Annotated in this window: 9 protein-coding genes and 1 tRNA gene; 2 read left to right on the top strand and 8 right to left on the bottom strand. The window is 58.2% G+C overall.

What is annotated here, in order from left to right; translation table 11 throughout:
• Nucleotides 1–73: 73 nt before the first annotated feature.
• From VLX68_13865 to VLX68_13900, 8 genes are all read right to left on the bottom strand, one after another.
• Nucleotides 74–1612, bottom strand: coding sequence for an Rne/Rng family ribonuclease (locus tag VLX68_13865; protein HUI93329.1), 1539 nt, complete (start codon nt 1610–1612; stop codon nt 74–76).
• Nucleotides 1613–1759: 147 nt separating this feature from the next.
• Nucleotides 1760–8266, bottom strand: a complete 6507-nt coding sequence (gene sprA, locus VLX68_13870; GenBank protein HUI93330.1) for a cell surface protein SprA — start codon at nt 8264–8266, stop codon at nt 1760–1762.
• Nucleotides 8250–9407, bottom strand: coding sequence for an SUMF1/EgtB/PvdO family nonheme iron enzyme (locus VLX68_13875; GenBank protein ID HUI93331.1), 1158 nt, complete (start codon nt 9405–9407; stop codon nt 8250–8252). Before VLX68_13875 ends, sprA begins: the two co-directional genes overlap by 17 nt.
• A 32-nt stretch (nt 9408–9439) precedes the next feature.
• Complete coding sequence (folP, locus tag VLX68_13880) at nt 9440–10261, bottom strand: dihydropteroate synthase (GenBank protein ID HUI93332.1); 822 nt, start codon at nt 10259–10261, stop codon at nt 9440–9442.
• Nucleotides 10262–10353: 92 nt separating this feature from the next.
• Nucleotides 10354–12453 carry an ATP-dependent zinc metalloprotease FtsH gene (gene ftsH / locus VLX68_13885; protein HUI93333.1) on the bottom strand — a complete coding sequence of 700 codons (2100 nt, stop codon included), beginning with the start codon at nt 12451–12453 and terminating at the stop codon, nt 10354–10356.
• Between the two features lie 72 nt (nt 12454–12525).
• The gene (gene tilS / locus VLX68_13890) at nt 12526–13905 is read right to left on the bottom strand and encodes a tRNA lysidine(34) synthetase TilS (protein ID HUI93334.1); all 1380 of its coding nucleotides are present in this window, start codon (nt 13903–13905) and stop codon (nt 12526–12528) included.
• Between the two features lie 39 nt (nt 13906–13944).
• Nucleotides 13945–14018: transfer RNA gene (locus tag VLX68_13895), tRNA-Met, on the bottom strand.
• Between the two features lie 109 nt (nt 14019–14127).
• Nucleotides 14128–14358 (bottom strand): hypothetical protein, encoded by a 231-nt coding sequence (locus VLX68_13900; protein HUI93335.1) that lies wholly within the window; start codon nt 14356–14358, stop codon nt 14128–14130.
• Nucleotides 14359–14420: 62 nt separating this feature from the next.
• Here VLX68_13900 and VLX68_13905 point away from each other — a divergent pair, with 62 nt between their 5' ends.
• Nucleotides 14421–15197 carry a DUF4143 domain-containing protein gene (locus VLX68_13905; protein HUI93336.1) on the top strand — a complete coding sequence of 259 codons (777 nt, stop codon included), beginning with the start codon at nt 14421–14423 and terminating at the stop codon, nt 15195–15197.
• Between the two features lie 203 nt (nt 15198–15400).
• On the top strand, nt 15401–16372 hold the full coding sequence (locus VLX68_13910; protein HUI93337.1) for an alpha/beta hydrolase: 972 nt from the start codon (nt 15401–15403) through the stop codon (nt 16370–16372).
• Nucleotides 16373–16432 lie beyond the last annotated feature (60 nt).

Below are 16432 nucleotides of genomic sequence, written 5' to 3' on the forward strand. Positions count from 1 at the left end.
GAAATAAATAAAGATCCGGGCGCTCCGCCGGCTTTTGGCGGCGGAGCGCCCGGATCTTTATTTAGAATCAAATTTATATATATTTCGCCGTGATCGCCTTGGTCGCGCCCTTGGGATAAAATTCGTAATCGTCCTGGTCAAGGTCCTCGTCCTTGGTGACGGTGAGCCTGAAATTGTGCTCCTGTTCAAGCTTCCTGAGCATCTGGTTGTTTTCCCGGGAAAGATATGCGGCGACGGCCGGGTTCACCGCGAGCATGAGCTCGCGCGGCGTGTCGTGGGAATCGGCGCGGTTGAGCCACCGGTCGATGCGCGCCGTGACCGTGGCGGGCGAGAACACCCATCCGAGGCCGTTGCAAACGTTGCACACGTCGGTGTACAGCTCCTGGAGCTCAGGGCGAACGCGCTTGCGCGTGATCTCCATGAGGCCGAATTTCGAAAGCGTGGTGAACGCCGTCGTCGTGGGGTCGGCGCGCAGGAGCCTGCGCATCTCGTCCTCCACCTTCCTGCGATGGTCTGCCTTCTGCATGTCGATGAAGTCGATCACGATGATGCCGCCGATGTCGCGGAGCCGAAACTGCCGGGCGATCTCGTGCGCCGCCTCCATGTTGGTCCTGAATATCGTCTCCTCGAGGTTGTGCTTGCCCACGTTGCGGCCCGTGTTGACGTCGATGGCGAGCAGGGCCTCGGCATGGTCGAAAAGGATGTAGCCGCCGCTCTTGAGCCACACCTTGCGCTTGAGGGAAAGCTCGAGGTCCTTCTCGATGTTGAATTTGTCAAACAGCGGCGTCTTGTCACGGTAGTGCAACACCCGGTTGCACAGGTCGGGAGACACCGAACGCAGGTACGACTGGATCTCGGCAAAGTCGTCGTCCTGGTCAACGTACACCTCGGCGACTTCCTCGGAAAGAAGGTCGCGGATCACCCTCGTGGTGATCCCCATCTCGCGGTACACCAGTTTGGGGGCCGTCCCGGCGAGCGCCTCCTCCTGCGCCTTACGCCATTTGTCAATGAGCGACTGCATCTCCTTGACAAATTCGGGCTCCTCCACCCGGAGGCCGATGGTGCGCACGATAAACCCGACCCCGCGCGGCTTGAGCGCGGCGATCAGCTTCTTGAGTTTGATGCGTTTCTTGTCGTCGCTGGTTTTTTTCGACACGCCGATGAAGTCCGCGTCGGGCACCAGCACGAGGAACCTGCCCGCGAGGCTGATCTGCGTGGTCACCTTGGCGCCCTTGGTGCCGATGGGCTCCTTCAAGACCTGCACCAGGATTTCCTGCCCCTCCTCCAGAACCTTTTCGATGGGGATGCGCACCACTTTCCTGCGCTTGCTTTTCGCCTGGTCCATGTAACGCTCGGCAAGGGAGTCCCCCTCCTCCAGCAGCAGCGAGGGGTCCACGTCCGATGCGTGCAGGAACGCCGCTTTCTCGAGGCCGATGTCCACGAACGCGGCCTGGATGCCGGGAAGGATTGAAACGATTTTCCCCCGGTAAATGTTTCCCACGAAGCGGATGCTGTCGGGACGTTCCACCACGAGCTCAACGACATGGTCGTTGTCCAGCAGCGCGACGCGTTTTTCGGTGGGAGTTGCGGTGAAAAGAATTTTTTTTGCCATTGATCTTATGTTCCTCGGATTTATTGAAAAGTTAGGGGTTACCTCAGTAACCGCAAAGAAAACAAACAGTTAAAAGTTGAAAGTTAAATGCTGTGTTTTCACTTTCAACTCTTTTCTTCGTTTCTCTGCGGTGATGTTTTCTGGGCGTTACGGGTTAAACCGTATTTCAACCGTCAAAGAGAAAATATGTGATGTCGTTGTCTGGGAAAGGTCCTTTTTTTGCGAACCGGTGTAGGAGAGCTGGCCGGTGATGTTGTCGGTGAAGTCGTAGGAGGCGTGCGGTGAGAGGCTCATCACGGTTGAATTGGCCGATTCGGTCGGTTCCGCGCCTCCGGTCGCGGTCTTGGTGACGTCGGTGCCGTAGTCCGCATCCAGACCGGTGACCAGCCTGCCTTTCATGGGAATGGTCCACATCAGTATTTTAAGCTCGTTCACGCCCCCGGATTTGCTGACCTCATATTTGATCCCGAGTTTGTAGTCGTTGTCCATGGTCTCCTTGTAGCTGTTGTTGGCGTCGCTGGCGGCCGCGTTCTGATTCATTCGGTTCGTCTCGGTGCTCCTTCCCCATGTCCACGATGCGTTGGCGTTGACCGGCCATCGCTTGAGGGTCCCGTCGACGCCCACGACCGGCGAAAACTTGAGCGCGTCGGTCGTGGTCCAGTTCATGTTGGAGGCGGTACCGTTCACGCGGAGCTTTTTCTGGTAGTTGCACGAACTCGAGATCTGCAGCCCCTGCACCTGCTGGGCCAAGAGCGGAATCTTGCCCAGAAGCCCCGACTTCATCGACACGGAAAAATCGGGGAACGTGAAGGTCGTGTCCTTTGCCGTCGTGTCGGGCCGAACCAGGTATTGCCTGCTCCATCCCAGCCTGATGTCGGTGAATTGAATGTCGATGGGGTCGGGCAGGTTGAAGCTCGTGCTCAGGGAATAGTTCATGCTGCTCGTGCGCGTGTCGTACTGCTCCAGGTTCGCCGCAGTCCTGCGGAAATTCATGCCGCCGAACGCGTTGTCGTCCATGTTGCCCGTCACCACGTCCCAGGCATTACGTCCCGACAGCCCGAACTGGTAGCCGAGAAACTTCCCCTGGGTGATGCCACGGCTGCGCAAAAGCCCGACATCGTAGTCATCGTTGAGCAGTGAAGACTTGGCGCTGTAGTCGAACTTGACGCTGTTGAAGGCGATCTTGTTGAGCGCGTCCTCAATGGACTTAAAGACCTTCGCCATGGCCTTGTAATTGGCGAAACCGTCGGCGAAGTTCTTGAAGAGCGAGGCGAGCGTGAGCGTGCTTGACAAATGGAATGTCGCGTCGGAGGTGAGGTTCTGGTAGGGCGTCGGGTCGTTGGTCATGAAGTTCGCGTTCTGCTTATAGTTGGCCGAATAATCGAACGAATGGCTGAGCCAGTCGAGAAACGACGGGTCGAACCGCAGGGTCATGCCCTGGGTGCGCGCGCGCTCGCCGTACAGAACGCCGTAATGCCCCCACGCCGTGTCCATCTGGGCGATGTTGTTCGTCAAAAACGACCACCACGACTTCTGCAGGTCGAGCCGCGAAACATCGTTGTCGAGGTTCCTGGAGGTCGACAAGTTGTACGAGAAATTGAGGATATTGATGGGGTCGTAGACAAGGTTCATGCGGTGGTCAAGCTCGAGCCTCTTGGCAACCGTGGTGTCATAGGTCAGGCCCTTGATGGTGATGTCTTTCGAATACGTCACCTCCGCCACGTCAAAGGTCAGCGTCGTGGGCAGATAACTGAATTCGTAGTTCTTTATTCTCTCGGGCAGCCACAGCAGCTTGGATTGCTCAAAGGGCTTGAACTTGTAGAACCGTGGCTCAAGCGTAGGGTTCAGGTTGTATTTGAGTATCCCGTGATATGAGTCGAGGAACTCCTGGTCGAGTACGTCCGCGCCTCCCTCCGACTCCTTACGCTGTCCCTGGCCGGTCTGCACGGTCTTGAATGAGGCCGATAAATCGACCGCCGTCCGGTCGAGCGTCATATTGATGAACGGGTTTTTCGACTGTGATTTCTTGGCGTACCCGGTCCACCAGTCGCGCTGGAACGTCCGGGTCTGGAAATGCCGCGAGTCAGTGGAAGGGCCCTGGAAGTTCGTACCGAGCAGCATGTTCAGCGCGTCCTGGTACATTTCCAGCAGGCCGTCGCTTCCGCCGTTGGGCAGGTTCAGGTAAATATCGGAACCGGGTTTGATCTGCGGCCGCATGAGCGACCCCGTGAACCGCGTCCCCAGGGGGATGTTGACCCCCCATCGCTCGGGCAGGAACTTGTCCACGTCCCAGTCCACGCTGAAATTCATTGACAGCTGGGAATTGGCAAGGCCCGTCTGGTTGTCGGTCATGCGCCTGAAGCTGCCGTCCTGGTAATCGACCCCCAGGCTCAGGTTCATGAAATCGGCCCACTTGGTGGTCAGCTGCAAACGCGCCGCCCAGCCGCTGAGCGGTTTGATGCCCGACACCTTCATTTCGTCGATCCAGAGCTCGCCGTTCAGGGGAGGGCCCGTGGCCGACGAATCGCGCATGACGCCCATGGCCATGTAGGTGATGTTGGCAAAACTGGGGGACCGCCCCTTGGGCGAGCGCACGGTGAAAATGTTCGTGCCCGACTGGACGCTCGCGTCGAGCGCCACGGTGTCGCTCAGCTCCCGCTGAAAGCTGAGCTTCATGTCGGAAATCTCCCTGAGGCTTATGTTCATCTGCCGCCAGCCCTTTACCGAAAGCTGCATGCGCGACTCGTAATACGTCGAATCGTCGGTGCCGAACCGGAGAAAGTACCAGAACCCGGTGCGACCCGTCGTGTCGTTATGCACCAGCACCGACAGGTTGTCGTAGCTCGAGAGGTTGAGCGGCTGAAACGCCATGCTGCGCTCTACCAGCGCCGTGTCGCCCGCGTTGATGTTTTTGTAGACGAGGTCCAGCGACGATTCACGGGCAAGGTTGCCCTGTGCGTCGGTGAGCCGGTATACGCCGGGCGGCAGGTCGTGGCCGTAGCTTTTCGCGTTGTCCTCCGTGTTCACCGTGGACACGGCCAGCTTCACTTCATGCGAGGAATCGGCGTGCACCGCCGGCACTTCGAGCCACTGGTTTCCCACAAACTGGATGCGCGCAAACTGGATCGTGTTTTCTTTCGACCGTTTGGCGTTGCCGATATTCGTCCACCAAATCCTGATGTATTTGATGTCGTTCCATTTGGGCGATCCGAACCGCTGGCAGATCCCCGTGATCGTGTCGTTGAGCGGCACCCGGTACAGATGCCACCGAGGTTCCGGGAGCCTCTTGCTTTCGTTGGCCACGGAGTCGCTTACCTGGTAGTTGTTTGCGTTGGAACGGAGAAACACCGAGTCGTTCTGCTTGCCGAAATCGATGAAACGCCTGAAATAATTTTCATCGTTAACCCGTTGGAACCCGTCGCCGTTGAGGTCTTCGGTGTTGAGGTAGCCGTCGCGCTCGGTGCCGTTTACAAAACGGTAATTGCCCTCGTCGCCCTTGATGGTGATATCATACGATTTGTAATTGTCCTTTGACGGGTCGCCCGGAATTCCCGGGGTTCCCGAAGGATACGCCAACCATGGGTCGTTGATTTCGTGCCCTTTGGCGTCCGTAAGCCAAACATTGTGGCCCGCAGCCATGGTCGCCGCCGTATCGCGCATATAGCACCACAGGGTATCCCACCCGGTTTTGGCAGCATTGGGAACGCAGTAGAATTCGTCTTTGTCAACACGGTGGTCGAGACCTATGTTGAGGCTGTCGCACAGGACGCCGGTGTTATGCTTGTCTTCCAACATTAACGAATCGTAAGGCGGCCCGCCATCCAGAGACACGGCCTCGCTCACCGTTCCGAGGTCTATGTACATCCTGCCGCCGCCCGTGTCTCTCGCCCAGAATTCAAGGTACTTGTCCTTTTCCCTGTTTGTTGTGCCGGACGGAAAGTAGGTCATGATGCCCGCCCACGGGTTTGCGGTGGAGTCGTACCGGCTCCGGTAGGGATTGGTGTCCGGCGGCGCCATCTGTGCCACCCAGTTGAGCGTGGGCTCGTATTTGTCGGCCTGCGTCTGGTTATTGCAGTCCGTGCAAGAGTCAAATATGTTGGTTTTCAATTCCTGCGCGTCGCCCAGCGGCGCGTACCAGTACTGGATCCACGCAGGCGGGTGATGCAGGAGCGAGTCGTTCGTGGCCGCGGAGTCGTTGTACGTCACCCAGGGCGTCGGCGGCGACGCCTGATACCAGGTCGCCTGCGACAGACCCATAGGGTAGGTTTCCTTGCTGCTTTCAAAATCGTCGATGTATGCCTGGCCGTCGGTGTTCGGGTTGGTGATGCTGTGCGCCACCTCCGCTTCGAAGGTCACCGTCGATTTCGCGGCCGTGGACACGAGCGGCAGAAGGTTGACCGCCTTGGTCATCCATTCCGGCTCGACGTCGATGGCCATGTTCATGTCGAGCAGCAGCTTGGAATATGGTTCCTGATTGATTTTCGGGACTGCATCGCGCGATGAGGCGTCCTGCCACAGCACGCTGGCGCCGATGAACGACTTGTCGCTGAAGAAAGGCAGTTTCATCTCGCCGCGCGCGCCGAGAAACACCTTTTGGTTGGGCGTGAACTGCGACTCGCTCTGGTATTCCACCTCGATCTTGTCGGCCGACTGCGCGTTCTTCGAGATCAGGTCCACCTGGCCCAGCTGGTAGTCGATGATGTAGTCCTTGCCGCGTTCGAGCCGGGGGCCGCTGGTGCTTCCCACCCTGAGCACCTCGGTGCCCTCCATCACGCTGCCGAACCCCAAGGTGAACGTGGTCTTTCTTGACGAACCGGACATCGTTATGAGGAATTTCTTCGTGACGTTGTCGAAATCAACTCCCGTCTTGCGATAGATGTCGTGGTTGGCGTTGTCGGGGCCGAGCGCGTCGTTCGAAAACGGCTCGTTGCCGCGCGTGCCGTTCTTGCCCTTGAATTGGACGGGAAGGATGATGAGGTTGTTGATGTTGTCGAAGATCTGTTGGGTGTTGGAGTAGGGATTGCCCTTGTCGTCGGTGAGCCCGAGAATTTCAGAAAAATACGTGTTGTTAACTTTGTCGATGTTCGTGTCCGGAAGCGCCTTTGTCACCCGCAGGCGGAACTTTGACGCATCGAACCCCTGCGGCAACATGTATATATTGCGCCACATCAGGGGGAAGGTGGCATTCGTGGAGTCAAAGTCGTGCAACTTGAGGATCCACAGGGTGTCGGTGGCGCTCGTGCTGTTCAGCGCATTGAAGCCTTTTTTAATTACCCTTGGGCCGCTGGTTTGCAGGTAAATACCGATGTCGTCGAGCGCGTTGTCGATGGTGATGCTGTCGAACCTGATCGAGCCCTCCTTGGGATCGAGATAATATTCATGGTTCTGCCTGAGATATTTAAAAGCCTGGCGCGACGACCCGATGAACCTGTATATGTCGGATGTTGAATTGCTGGTGTTGGACGCGCTGGCCTGCTGCCTGATCTTGTCGTTCGACAGCCACACCTGCAGCGATTCCACAACGGGCGTGCCGGTGGAATCACCGAGGTAACGGTTGAGATACACGGTGTCGAGAAAGAATTTTTTGTTCCTGATGAAATCCTTTTCGCTGATCTGCGTGCTCGATTCGCCCTGGCCCGATGGATACAGCGTCGCCTTCTGCGACTCGCCCTCCTCGATGCTCGCGACCCCGGTGAGGGCGAGCGGCCCGAGTTTGGATTTCACGTTGAGCCCGAACAGCCCCTGGTGGCCTCCGGAATATCCCGACAGCTGCGTGCTCGGCATCTCGAAGCTCGTGGCGCCCGCGCTCACCTGCTGCACGATCTCGTCCTCGAGCTCGTCGCCCTCGCCCTTGTATTCTATCTTGAAGTTCTTGAGCGGGTTTTCAACCTGGTCGACCTGCTTGGTGGTGCCCTTGATGTTGAGATTGATGAGCCGACCCACGCTGCCGGTGATGGAAAACTGGTTTTCCTGGTCGAACACGAGCCCGTTGTTCGGCCGCGTCTGCACGTTGGATGCCTGCAGGTCGGTCTTGCCGGTTTCGTAGGAGACGATGATCTTCTCGTAGCCGCTTATCGAGAGCCGCGGCGGGTCCTTTCCCAAAATGCGCTGCGCCCACGAAGGGTACTGCACCGGCAGCTCCCATGCCAGCGCCGCCAAAAGGTTCTTTTTCTTTTCGGCCGAAGTGGCGAGGGCGGTGAGGGCGCTCTTGTACCACAGCGACAGGAGGATGGCGCGTCTCCTGCTTTCCAGATAGGAATCGAGCTCGTCGTAGCGGTACTGCCAGACGACGATGTTGTAATTTTTCTCGGCGCGCTCAAACGAAACCTCGCGCTTTTCGAAATCGATCACCTCGCGGTCTTCAAACAACGTGGATTTGTTTTCAAGCAGGGCGGGCCGCTCCTGAAAGAGAATGCTGGGAGGCACCGGCTCCTCGCTGAGCGGATGGAAAAGTTCTATCTCGGGCGGCCGGGACCGCACCGCCTGCGCCTGCACCGCTGCCGCCGCCCAGAGTGCGATGCAAACAAAGGCTGCGGCGGTACGGACCATGGCTTCGGCGTTTCTCCGGTGCACAATGGCGGGGGAATGCCCGCCCGCGGGCGCCGCGGTCGTGACCGGCCGGACCGCGGCCGGCTTGCTATTGCGGCGCCGCATCTTTGCAGCACCTGAACCCTACTGGATTATGACGGTTCTGGGGATAATAGCTGTAGTGCACCTCGAAACAGCTGCTGTGCGGGCCGCTCTCCCAGAATCCCCCCTTTACATTGTAGAACTGGGGATTCCTGTCCGACCTCGTGTTGGTCCATTCCGCGCGGTTGCCGGCCATGTCGTACACCTCGAAGTACCCGCGGCACTCCGGCTTGCTTCCCGACGGACGCGCCGTGGAATCGTGGGACACGCAGGCATGCGGCTCATAGGTCGCCCCGTAGGGATACTTCCACCCGTAGGGCCCGGTGCAGGCCAGGGTCCATTCGTCGGTGGCGCAGAGACGCTTGCCCGCCGCCGTGCACGAATCCACGGCGTTGTACAGTGAAATAAACGAGAGCGGCATGGCACCGAGCCGGTTGGGCCACTCATATTTGTCAATGCAGAACGTCACGGCTCCGACCTTTATGTATTCCATGTCCTTCGGGCAGAACCGGGATGTCTCCTCGGGCTTGATATCATAGTGCTCCTCGCGCTCCTCCATGCTGTTGCCGCAGGAATCGTGCGCCCGGAAATACAGCGTGGTGCTTGACGCGATGCGGATGGTGTCGCCCGCGTAGGTTTTCCAGGGTCCGGCGCTGTCCTGCTTCCACTCGATGCTGCACGGTTTTGTGGACGCAAAGGTGACGCTGATGGCTTTGCGGTGAAGCCCGCCCGACGGATCGGGATACACCCACGGCGCCACGGTGTCGCCGGCGCATAAGCCCAGTGTCGCGGCTTGAGACGTGTCGGTGCGGGATGTGTCTTCGGTTTCCTGCGCGGTATCGGCGCTTGTCGCCGTGTCGGCCCGTGGAACGGCGCGCGAGGTTTCCCGTTTGGCGGAAATATATGCGGCGCTCGTTTTAGTGGGAACACGCGCTGCATTCGTCTCGGCAGGGGCCGTTGCGCTCGGCGGCACTCCCGTATCTCTTGACACTCGCATAGTTTCCATTTTTTGCTGCGCCGCCGGCTCCCCCTGCTTTGCCGGCTGCATCACCCCGGGATGGCTGGTTCCCCGGTTTCCCCGCATCAGCAAGAAAACCAGGATGATACAAATCACCACGATTACGCACAGGATAATTAAATTATTCCTCTTTTTTTTAGAATTCATACAGTAATAGTCGCCGGTCCTTCACGCCGTGATCATTCCTCCGAGGAATTTTCTATCGCAGCAAGCACCTTGAGCGCGTCAAGCGTCTCCCGCGCGTCGTGCACGCGGAACAGGCGCGCGCCGGCGCGGCGCGCGGGCGCCAGCGCGGCGAGGCTGCCGGCGAGCCTTTGGTCCGCGTCGCGGCCGGTGACGCGGCCCACGAACGATTTCCTCGACAGGCCTACGCATACGGGATACCCGAGTTCCACCAGCTCGCCGAGCCGCTTCAGCAGAACCAGGTTGTCCTCGAGCCGCTTCGCAAACCCGATGCCCGGGTCGATGATGATATTTTCCCCCTGCACGCCGGCGCCGGCAAACGCGGCGACCCGCTCCAGAAGCTCGGCCTTTACTTCCGCGACAACGTCGCGGTACTGCGGCTTGTCCTGCATGGTGGCCGGCGTCTCCCTGCTGTGCATGAGGATCACCGGACAGCCCCGCTGCGCCGCAAACCTCGCCATGGCGGGATCGAACCTGCCCGCGCTGACGTCGTTGACCCAGGTGGCGCCGGCCGCAAACGCCCGCGCCGCGACCGCCGATTTCCTGGTGTCCACGCTTACGGGCACGCCTGCTTTTGCCGCCAGCGCCTCGATCACCGGCAGGATCCTCCTGCATTCCTCGTCCGCGGCCACGGGCGCGGCGCCGGGCCGCGTCGATTCTCCCCCGATGTCAAGGATGTCCGCGCCCTCGGCGGCGAGCGCGCGACCGTGCGCGATCGCGGCGTCGGCGGACGCATAGCGTCCCCCGTCGAAAAAAGAATCGGGCGTCACATTGACAATGCCCATGATCACGAAGGTTTTCTGCAACAGCGGATGCATACCGTATTCCCGTGCGGTGCACGCGCGAGGCCGCGCGTAAAAAAAGGGACGGCACGAGTGGTGCCGCCCCGCAGCTGAGCGTCCGCCGGCGTTTATGGGACCGGCGTTTCTCCCGTTCCGCTTCCCGGAGCGGACGCGCCCGCGCCGCCGGCGTTTTCAGCGGACGCGCCGGCCGCGGCTGCGGCATGCGCCTTTTCCGCGTCGGCGGGCTTCTTGACAAGGGAACGCGTCTTCTTCGGCGACCCGATGGGAAGCCCCTTAATGGCCTTCATGATGTCTTCCCTGTCAAGCAATTCGTATTCGAGCAGCGCGGCGGCGAGCCTCTCGAGCTCCTCGCGGTGCTTGGTGAGGATGTCCTTCGCCCGGATGTACTGTTCCTCGACGATGTTGCGCATGAGGCCGTCGATGACCTCGGCGGTCTTTTCGGAGTAATCGCGGTGCCGGTTGAACTCCCTGCCCAGGAATATCTGCTCGTCCTTCTCGCCGTAGGAAAGCGGGCCGAGCTCACTTGACATTCCATAATCGCAGATGAGCTTGCGCACGATATCGGTCGCCTGCTTGATGTCGTTGGCCGCGCCGGTGGTCATGGTGGAAAACACGAGCTCCTCGGCGACCCTGCCGCCCATCATGATGCAGATCCGGTCGATGAGAAAGTCCTTGGTGTAGCTGTGCTTATCCTCGCCCGGCAGCGAGAACGTGACGCCCAGCGCTCTGCCGCGGGGGATGATGGTCACCTTGTGCAGTGGGTCGGCCTCTTTACAATAGAGATTGCAGATGGCGTGCCCCGCCTCGTGGTAGGCGGTCTTCCGCTTCTCGTCGTCGGACAGCACCAGGCTCTTGCGTTCCACGCCCATGAGCACCTTGTCCTTCGCTTCCTCAAAGTCAAGCATGGTGACCTTTTCCTGGCCGAACCGCGCCGCCATGAGCGCGGCCTCGTTCACCAGGTTGGCGAGGTCGGCGCCCACGAACCCGGGCGTGCCCCGCGCGATGGTGAGCAGGTCGACGTCGGCCGCGAGCGGGATGTTGCGCACGTGCACCTTGAGGATGCCCTCGCGCCCCTTGATGTCGGGCACGTCCACCACGATCTGGCGGTCGAACCGGCCGGGACGCAGCAGCGCGGGGTCGAGCACGTCGGGACGGTTGGTGGCCGCCATGAGGATCACGCCGGAGTTCACCTCGAACCCGTCCATTTCGACCAGGATCTGGTTGAGCGTCTGCTCGCGCTCGTCGTGGCCGCCGCCGAGGCCGGCGCCGCGCTGCCTGCCCACCGCGTCTATTTCGTCAATGAAGATGATGCAGGGGGAATTGCGCTTGGCGGTGTCGAACAGGTCGCGGACGCGCGACGCGCCCACGCCCACGAACATTTCCACGAAATCGGAGCCGCTCATGGAAAGAAAGGGAACGCCCGCCTCCCCCGCAACGCAGCGGGCGAGCAGGGTCTTGCCGGTTCCGGGCGGGCCCAGCAGCAGCACGCCCTTGGGGATCTTCCCGCCCAGCCGCTTGAATTTGTGCGGGTTCTTTAAAAACTCAATGATTTCCTCGAGCTCTGCCTTTGCCTCATCAAGCCCGGCCGCGTCGGCAAAGGTGTTCTGGGGACGGTCCATGGGCTGCAGCTTGGCCCTGCTCTTGCCAAACGAGAAAATGCCCTTCTGGCCCGATTGCATCTGGCGCAGCATGAACATCCAGAGGAGGATCATGGGCAGGAGCCAGAACAGGTTTCCCCAGAGCATTTCGCTCCAGTTGAATTTTTCCGGCAGAAAGGAATACGGGATGCCGCGGCTGTCCCATTCCTTGAGCATGGACGATTCGAGAAAGGGCAGGACAACGGTGAACGCCTTGGCTCCGCCCGCCTGCTTCTGCGTTACCTTTGTCAGCACGGCGGGATCGGTGACTTCGCCGCGCAGCACCGCGCGGTTTATCCCCTTGAGCGAAATATCCATCTTGACGATTTTTGCGTCAGGGGCAGCGACAAGAGCCTGAAATTGGGTGTACGTGAGGGCCTGCTCGCGCGCCTGGCCGTTGTCCTGCAGGAATTTCAACCCGAAAACCAGCACAATGGCCACTATCAGCCACACGGCAAAGGTGCGCGACGGCATCTTCAAATTCGGGTTTTTATTGCCTTTACCGTCCGCTTCGCCCGTGCGTTTTCTCGTGGTCTTTTTCTGCGGTCCGGCGGATTTTTTATTATCCATTTTCTACAACCAAACCCTCCTGAAGCATTCTTTACAATATTATTTTGGACAAACAAAGTGAAAATACATCCTTCAGCCTGCCGGCTTGCAGGAAATCTTCACTGCCTTTCTTGTCGACGGGGTGATCCTGAACCGATGGCCGATACGCTGGCCCGGAATCCAGACGATTTCGCCGGCTTTTTCAGCCATAACACCTGTCGAATGCCTTTCCTGCATCCGGATGCCCTGTTTTTTCAAAAATTCATTGACATCCACGAATTTCCTTCCGCCGAACGGCCAGAACTTTTCTCCTTTTTTCCAAGAGCGGAAAACAAGGTTTTTGGTCAAAGCGTCCGCATCAAGCCAGGCCGTCATGGGGTCGGAAAAAGAGATCTTCCTTTCAGGTTTGATTTGATGTCGCGAAATGACGAATTTACAATTCTTCCCACGGCATCTTGTGGTGCCGTTTGTTTTAAGCTCGACATGAAAATCATCGCTTTTCCCTGAACTTTCTTTTTGAAAAAAATCAAGCTCGTTTTCTCCGCACTTGTAACGCCACCCGCCGGGGAGAAGAAAAACCCCGTTTGATCTGAATTGATGTTTTACGATATCGTCCAAATGAACTGAATCAAACCTGATTTTTTTGTCCCTCAAAAACGTTGCCAGCGCTTCAGCCCCGATCGTTTCGTCCTTAAAACCCGCTTTTTTGACTAAAAACCGGGTTGCGCCACGTGAAAATACGTGCTTGCTGATCCATTTATTAATGAGTGGCCGGATAATCTCCGTGATTGCCCGGGCATTTTCGGCAATCGAGCAAAGACGTTCCAATGCCCCCGGTCCTTTTTTTCCCAGCAACGGAATGAATTTGTGCCTCACCCAGTTTCGCGTGAAGGAAATATCAGCGTTGGTGGCGTCTTCCCTGAAACCAAGTTTTTTTTCTGCAAGCCATTCTCTCAAATCGCTTTTGCCAATTGTCAATAGCGGACGCATGATGCGGTTTTCCCGCGCGGGCAGAATGCCGCCGAACCCATGAAGCCCGCTTCCCCGCATGATCCGCATCACCACGGTTTCGGCCTGGTCGTTCATGGTATGCGCCGTTGCAAGGTACCGGTAGCGGCCCTTTTTAAGCACGCGGTCGAAAAAGGCATACCGCCGGTTGCGCGCCCACTCCTCCACCCCGCTTTCCGGAATATCTTTTCTGTCAATCTCCTTGAGGTGAAAGGCCACGCCGGCATCGCACGCGATGCGACGTACGAACGCCGCGTCGCGCTCCGAATCGCGGCCGCGCAGCCGGTGGTTGACATGCGCGATTCCGAGCCGCGTGATGCCGAGCCTGCGCTTCAGGGCGAGCAGGACATAAAACAGGGCGACCGAATCGCTGCCCCCGCTTACCGCGACGCAGACGCTGCTGCGAGAAACGCAATGCCGATGCCAGAATTTTTCAACCGATGTAAAAAGGTCTTGCTGCCGCATACAAAGCAGGATTCGGGAAGGGAAATTGAGGGAAAAAAGTGCCAGCGCAGAGATTCGAACTCCGGACTCATGGATTATGATTCCATTGCTCTAACCAACTGAGCTACGCTGGCATTTTTCATTCAGAAAATCAACCAACAAATTACGTGACGGGAGGCAGGGTTGTCAATGTAACCGTTTGTGAGAGCCCAACAAGGATTATAATTCCTCATTACTATTGCCTTATTCCAATAAAACGAGTATTCCGGCAAAACGACCACGGCGAAAAATATCTGCTTTCCCGGAAAAACCGGTGAACTGGAACGTTATTTGACGTGGGACGCCGGCGAAGACAGGCACCGTATCATGAAGGAGGATTTTCCAAAGGGCCCCGGCCCGTTGGTGCTTGACGAAGTGCACAATTACTCCCGGTGGCGCCAAGTCATCAAAGGGCTCTTCGACAAACGGGGTCATGAGCTGCGGATTCTCGTTACGGGAAGCGCAAGGCTCGACCATTACCGCCGTGGGGGGATTCCTTGCAGGGCAGATACCATTTTTACCGCCTGCTTCCTTTCACACTTGCCGAGCTTGCACCTCCCTCACGCTCCACGCTCATGGACCTTTTCACGTATGGCGGATTCCCCGAGCCGTTTCTTTCGGCATCGGAAAAAGAAAGCACACGCTGGAGCGGAGAATACCGCACCCGCGTTGTGCGGGAAGACCTTCGCGACCTTGAACGGGTCGATGATATCAATCTCATTGACCGGCTTTCGCTGCGGCTGCCGGAACTTGTCGGCTCGCCGCTTTCCCTCAATGCGCTCCGCAAGGAGCTCGAAGTCTCCCACAAAGCGGCCGCCCGATGGGTTTCAATATTGGAAAATCTGTACACGATATTCCGCCTCTATCCCTTTGGGTCCCCTAAAATCAGGGCCGTGAAAAAAGAGGCGAAACATTATCATTTCGATTGGACGCTTGTTAAAAATACGGGCGCCCGATTCGAAAACCTGGCGGCCTGCCACCTCCTGAAATGGTGCTGGTTCCTGCAGGATTCCGAAGGCAGGGACATCGAGCTCAGGTATTTCCGCGACATTGACAAACGCGAATTTGATTTTGTGGTTGTTGAAAACGCAAAGCCCGTGCATTTTATCGAATGTAAACAGACCGACGCAGACCCCGGCCTTTCATTGCGCTATCTCAAGCAGAAATTCCCCGCCGCCGCCACGCAGGTTGTCCTGGAGGCATCAAGGGACATAATGACGAAGGATGATATCAGGATCTGTCCGGCGCATGTGTTTCTGGGCGAGCTTATTTGATATCCCCGATTTCCCGCATTGCGCCTGGCCCTCCGGCCCTGTTTTGCGCCCGAAATAGATTTTCATTCCGTAATTCATATTTCCGCCTCCCCCACGCTTTCTTCCAACTTCCAACTTTCAACCTCCAACTTCCCGGAAGTATCTTTGAGGGAATGACCATACACTATAGGTCATCCACATCTCTTCTGATTATTATAATCTTTATGTCCTTTACTCATGGCGATGCCCTTGACGTTGCCTTGCTCAGGCAATCCCTTGGGCCGATTTCATTCTCAAATCATGGTTATCCAAAACCGGTCCAGGATTATTTCCAATTCTACGGCCTCGATTATCCCGCGGCCGCCCATTTCTTCGGCACCTTCCGCTCCGGGCCGTACACGCTCGCCGGCCACGTTTACAAACCGGACAGCAGCCGCGGCACCGTGTTTCTGGCGCACGGGCTCTTCGACCATACCGGCATCCTGAAAAACCTCATCGCCCTCTGCATCCGGGAAAAGCTCTGCGTGGCGGCGTTCGACCTTCCCGGCCACGGGCTTTCGAGCGGCGCGCCCGCTGCGATCGATTCCTTCGGCGAATATAAGACGGCGCTGGAGGACTTCGTTTCCTTGTGCGCGCCGCATGTGCCGAAACCGTACGCGGCGGTCGGCCACAGCACCGGCTGCGCCGTAATCCTCACGCACCTTTTTTACAACCGGCAGACCCCCTTCTCGCGCGTCGTCCTGCTCGCGCCGCTGGTGCACTCGGAATTCTGGGACCTCTCAAAGGCCGGCCACGCGCTCATGCCGTTTGTGTCGGCATGGCCCCGTTGGATGCGCGAGGCGTCGCATGACACCGCGTTCCTCGCGTGGTTCGACCGCGATCCCCTGCAGAGCAAGACGTTCCCGGTGAAATGGGCGACCGCGATGTACCGGTGGGAGGCCGGTCTCGACAGCGTCGCGCCGCTGCATTTGCCCGTTACCATTGTCCAGGGCACGGGCGACGACTGCGTGGACTGGAATTACAACATCCCGTTTTTACAAAAAAAAATCCCGGGCTGCGATATCCGCATGGTCAAGGAGGCCAGGCACCAGCTTCTCAACGAGGCACAGCCGTGGAAAACAGAATGCCTTGACATCGTACGGGAAGCGCTTTCGGGATTGCCCCGCCCGCAATCCCCTGTCAAGGAATCCCGTTAATAATGTTCGCTGCCACGGGCGTTCGTGGCCAGCCTTGTTCATTTTTTCTTTACATTTCCC

Source organism: Chitinivibrionales bacterium, from assembly GCA_035516255.1.
Taxonomy (GTDB): domain Bacteria; phylum Fibrobacterota; class Chitinivibrionia; order Chitinivibrionales; family FEN-1185; genus FEN-1185.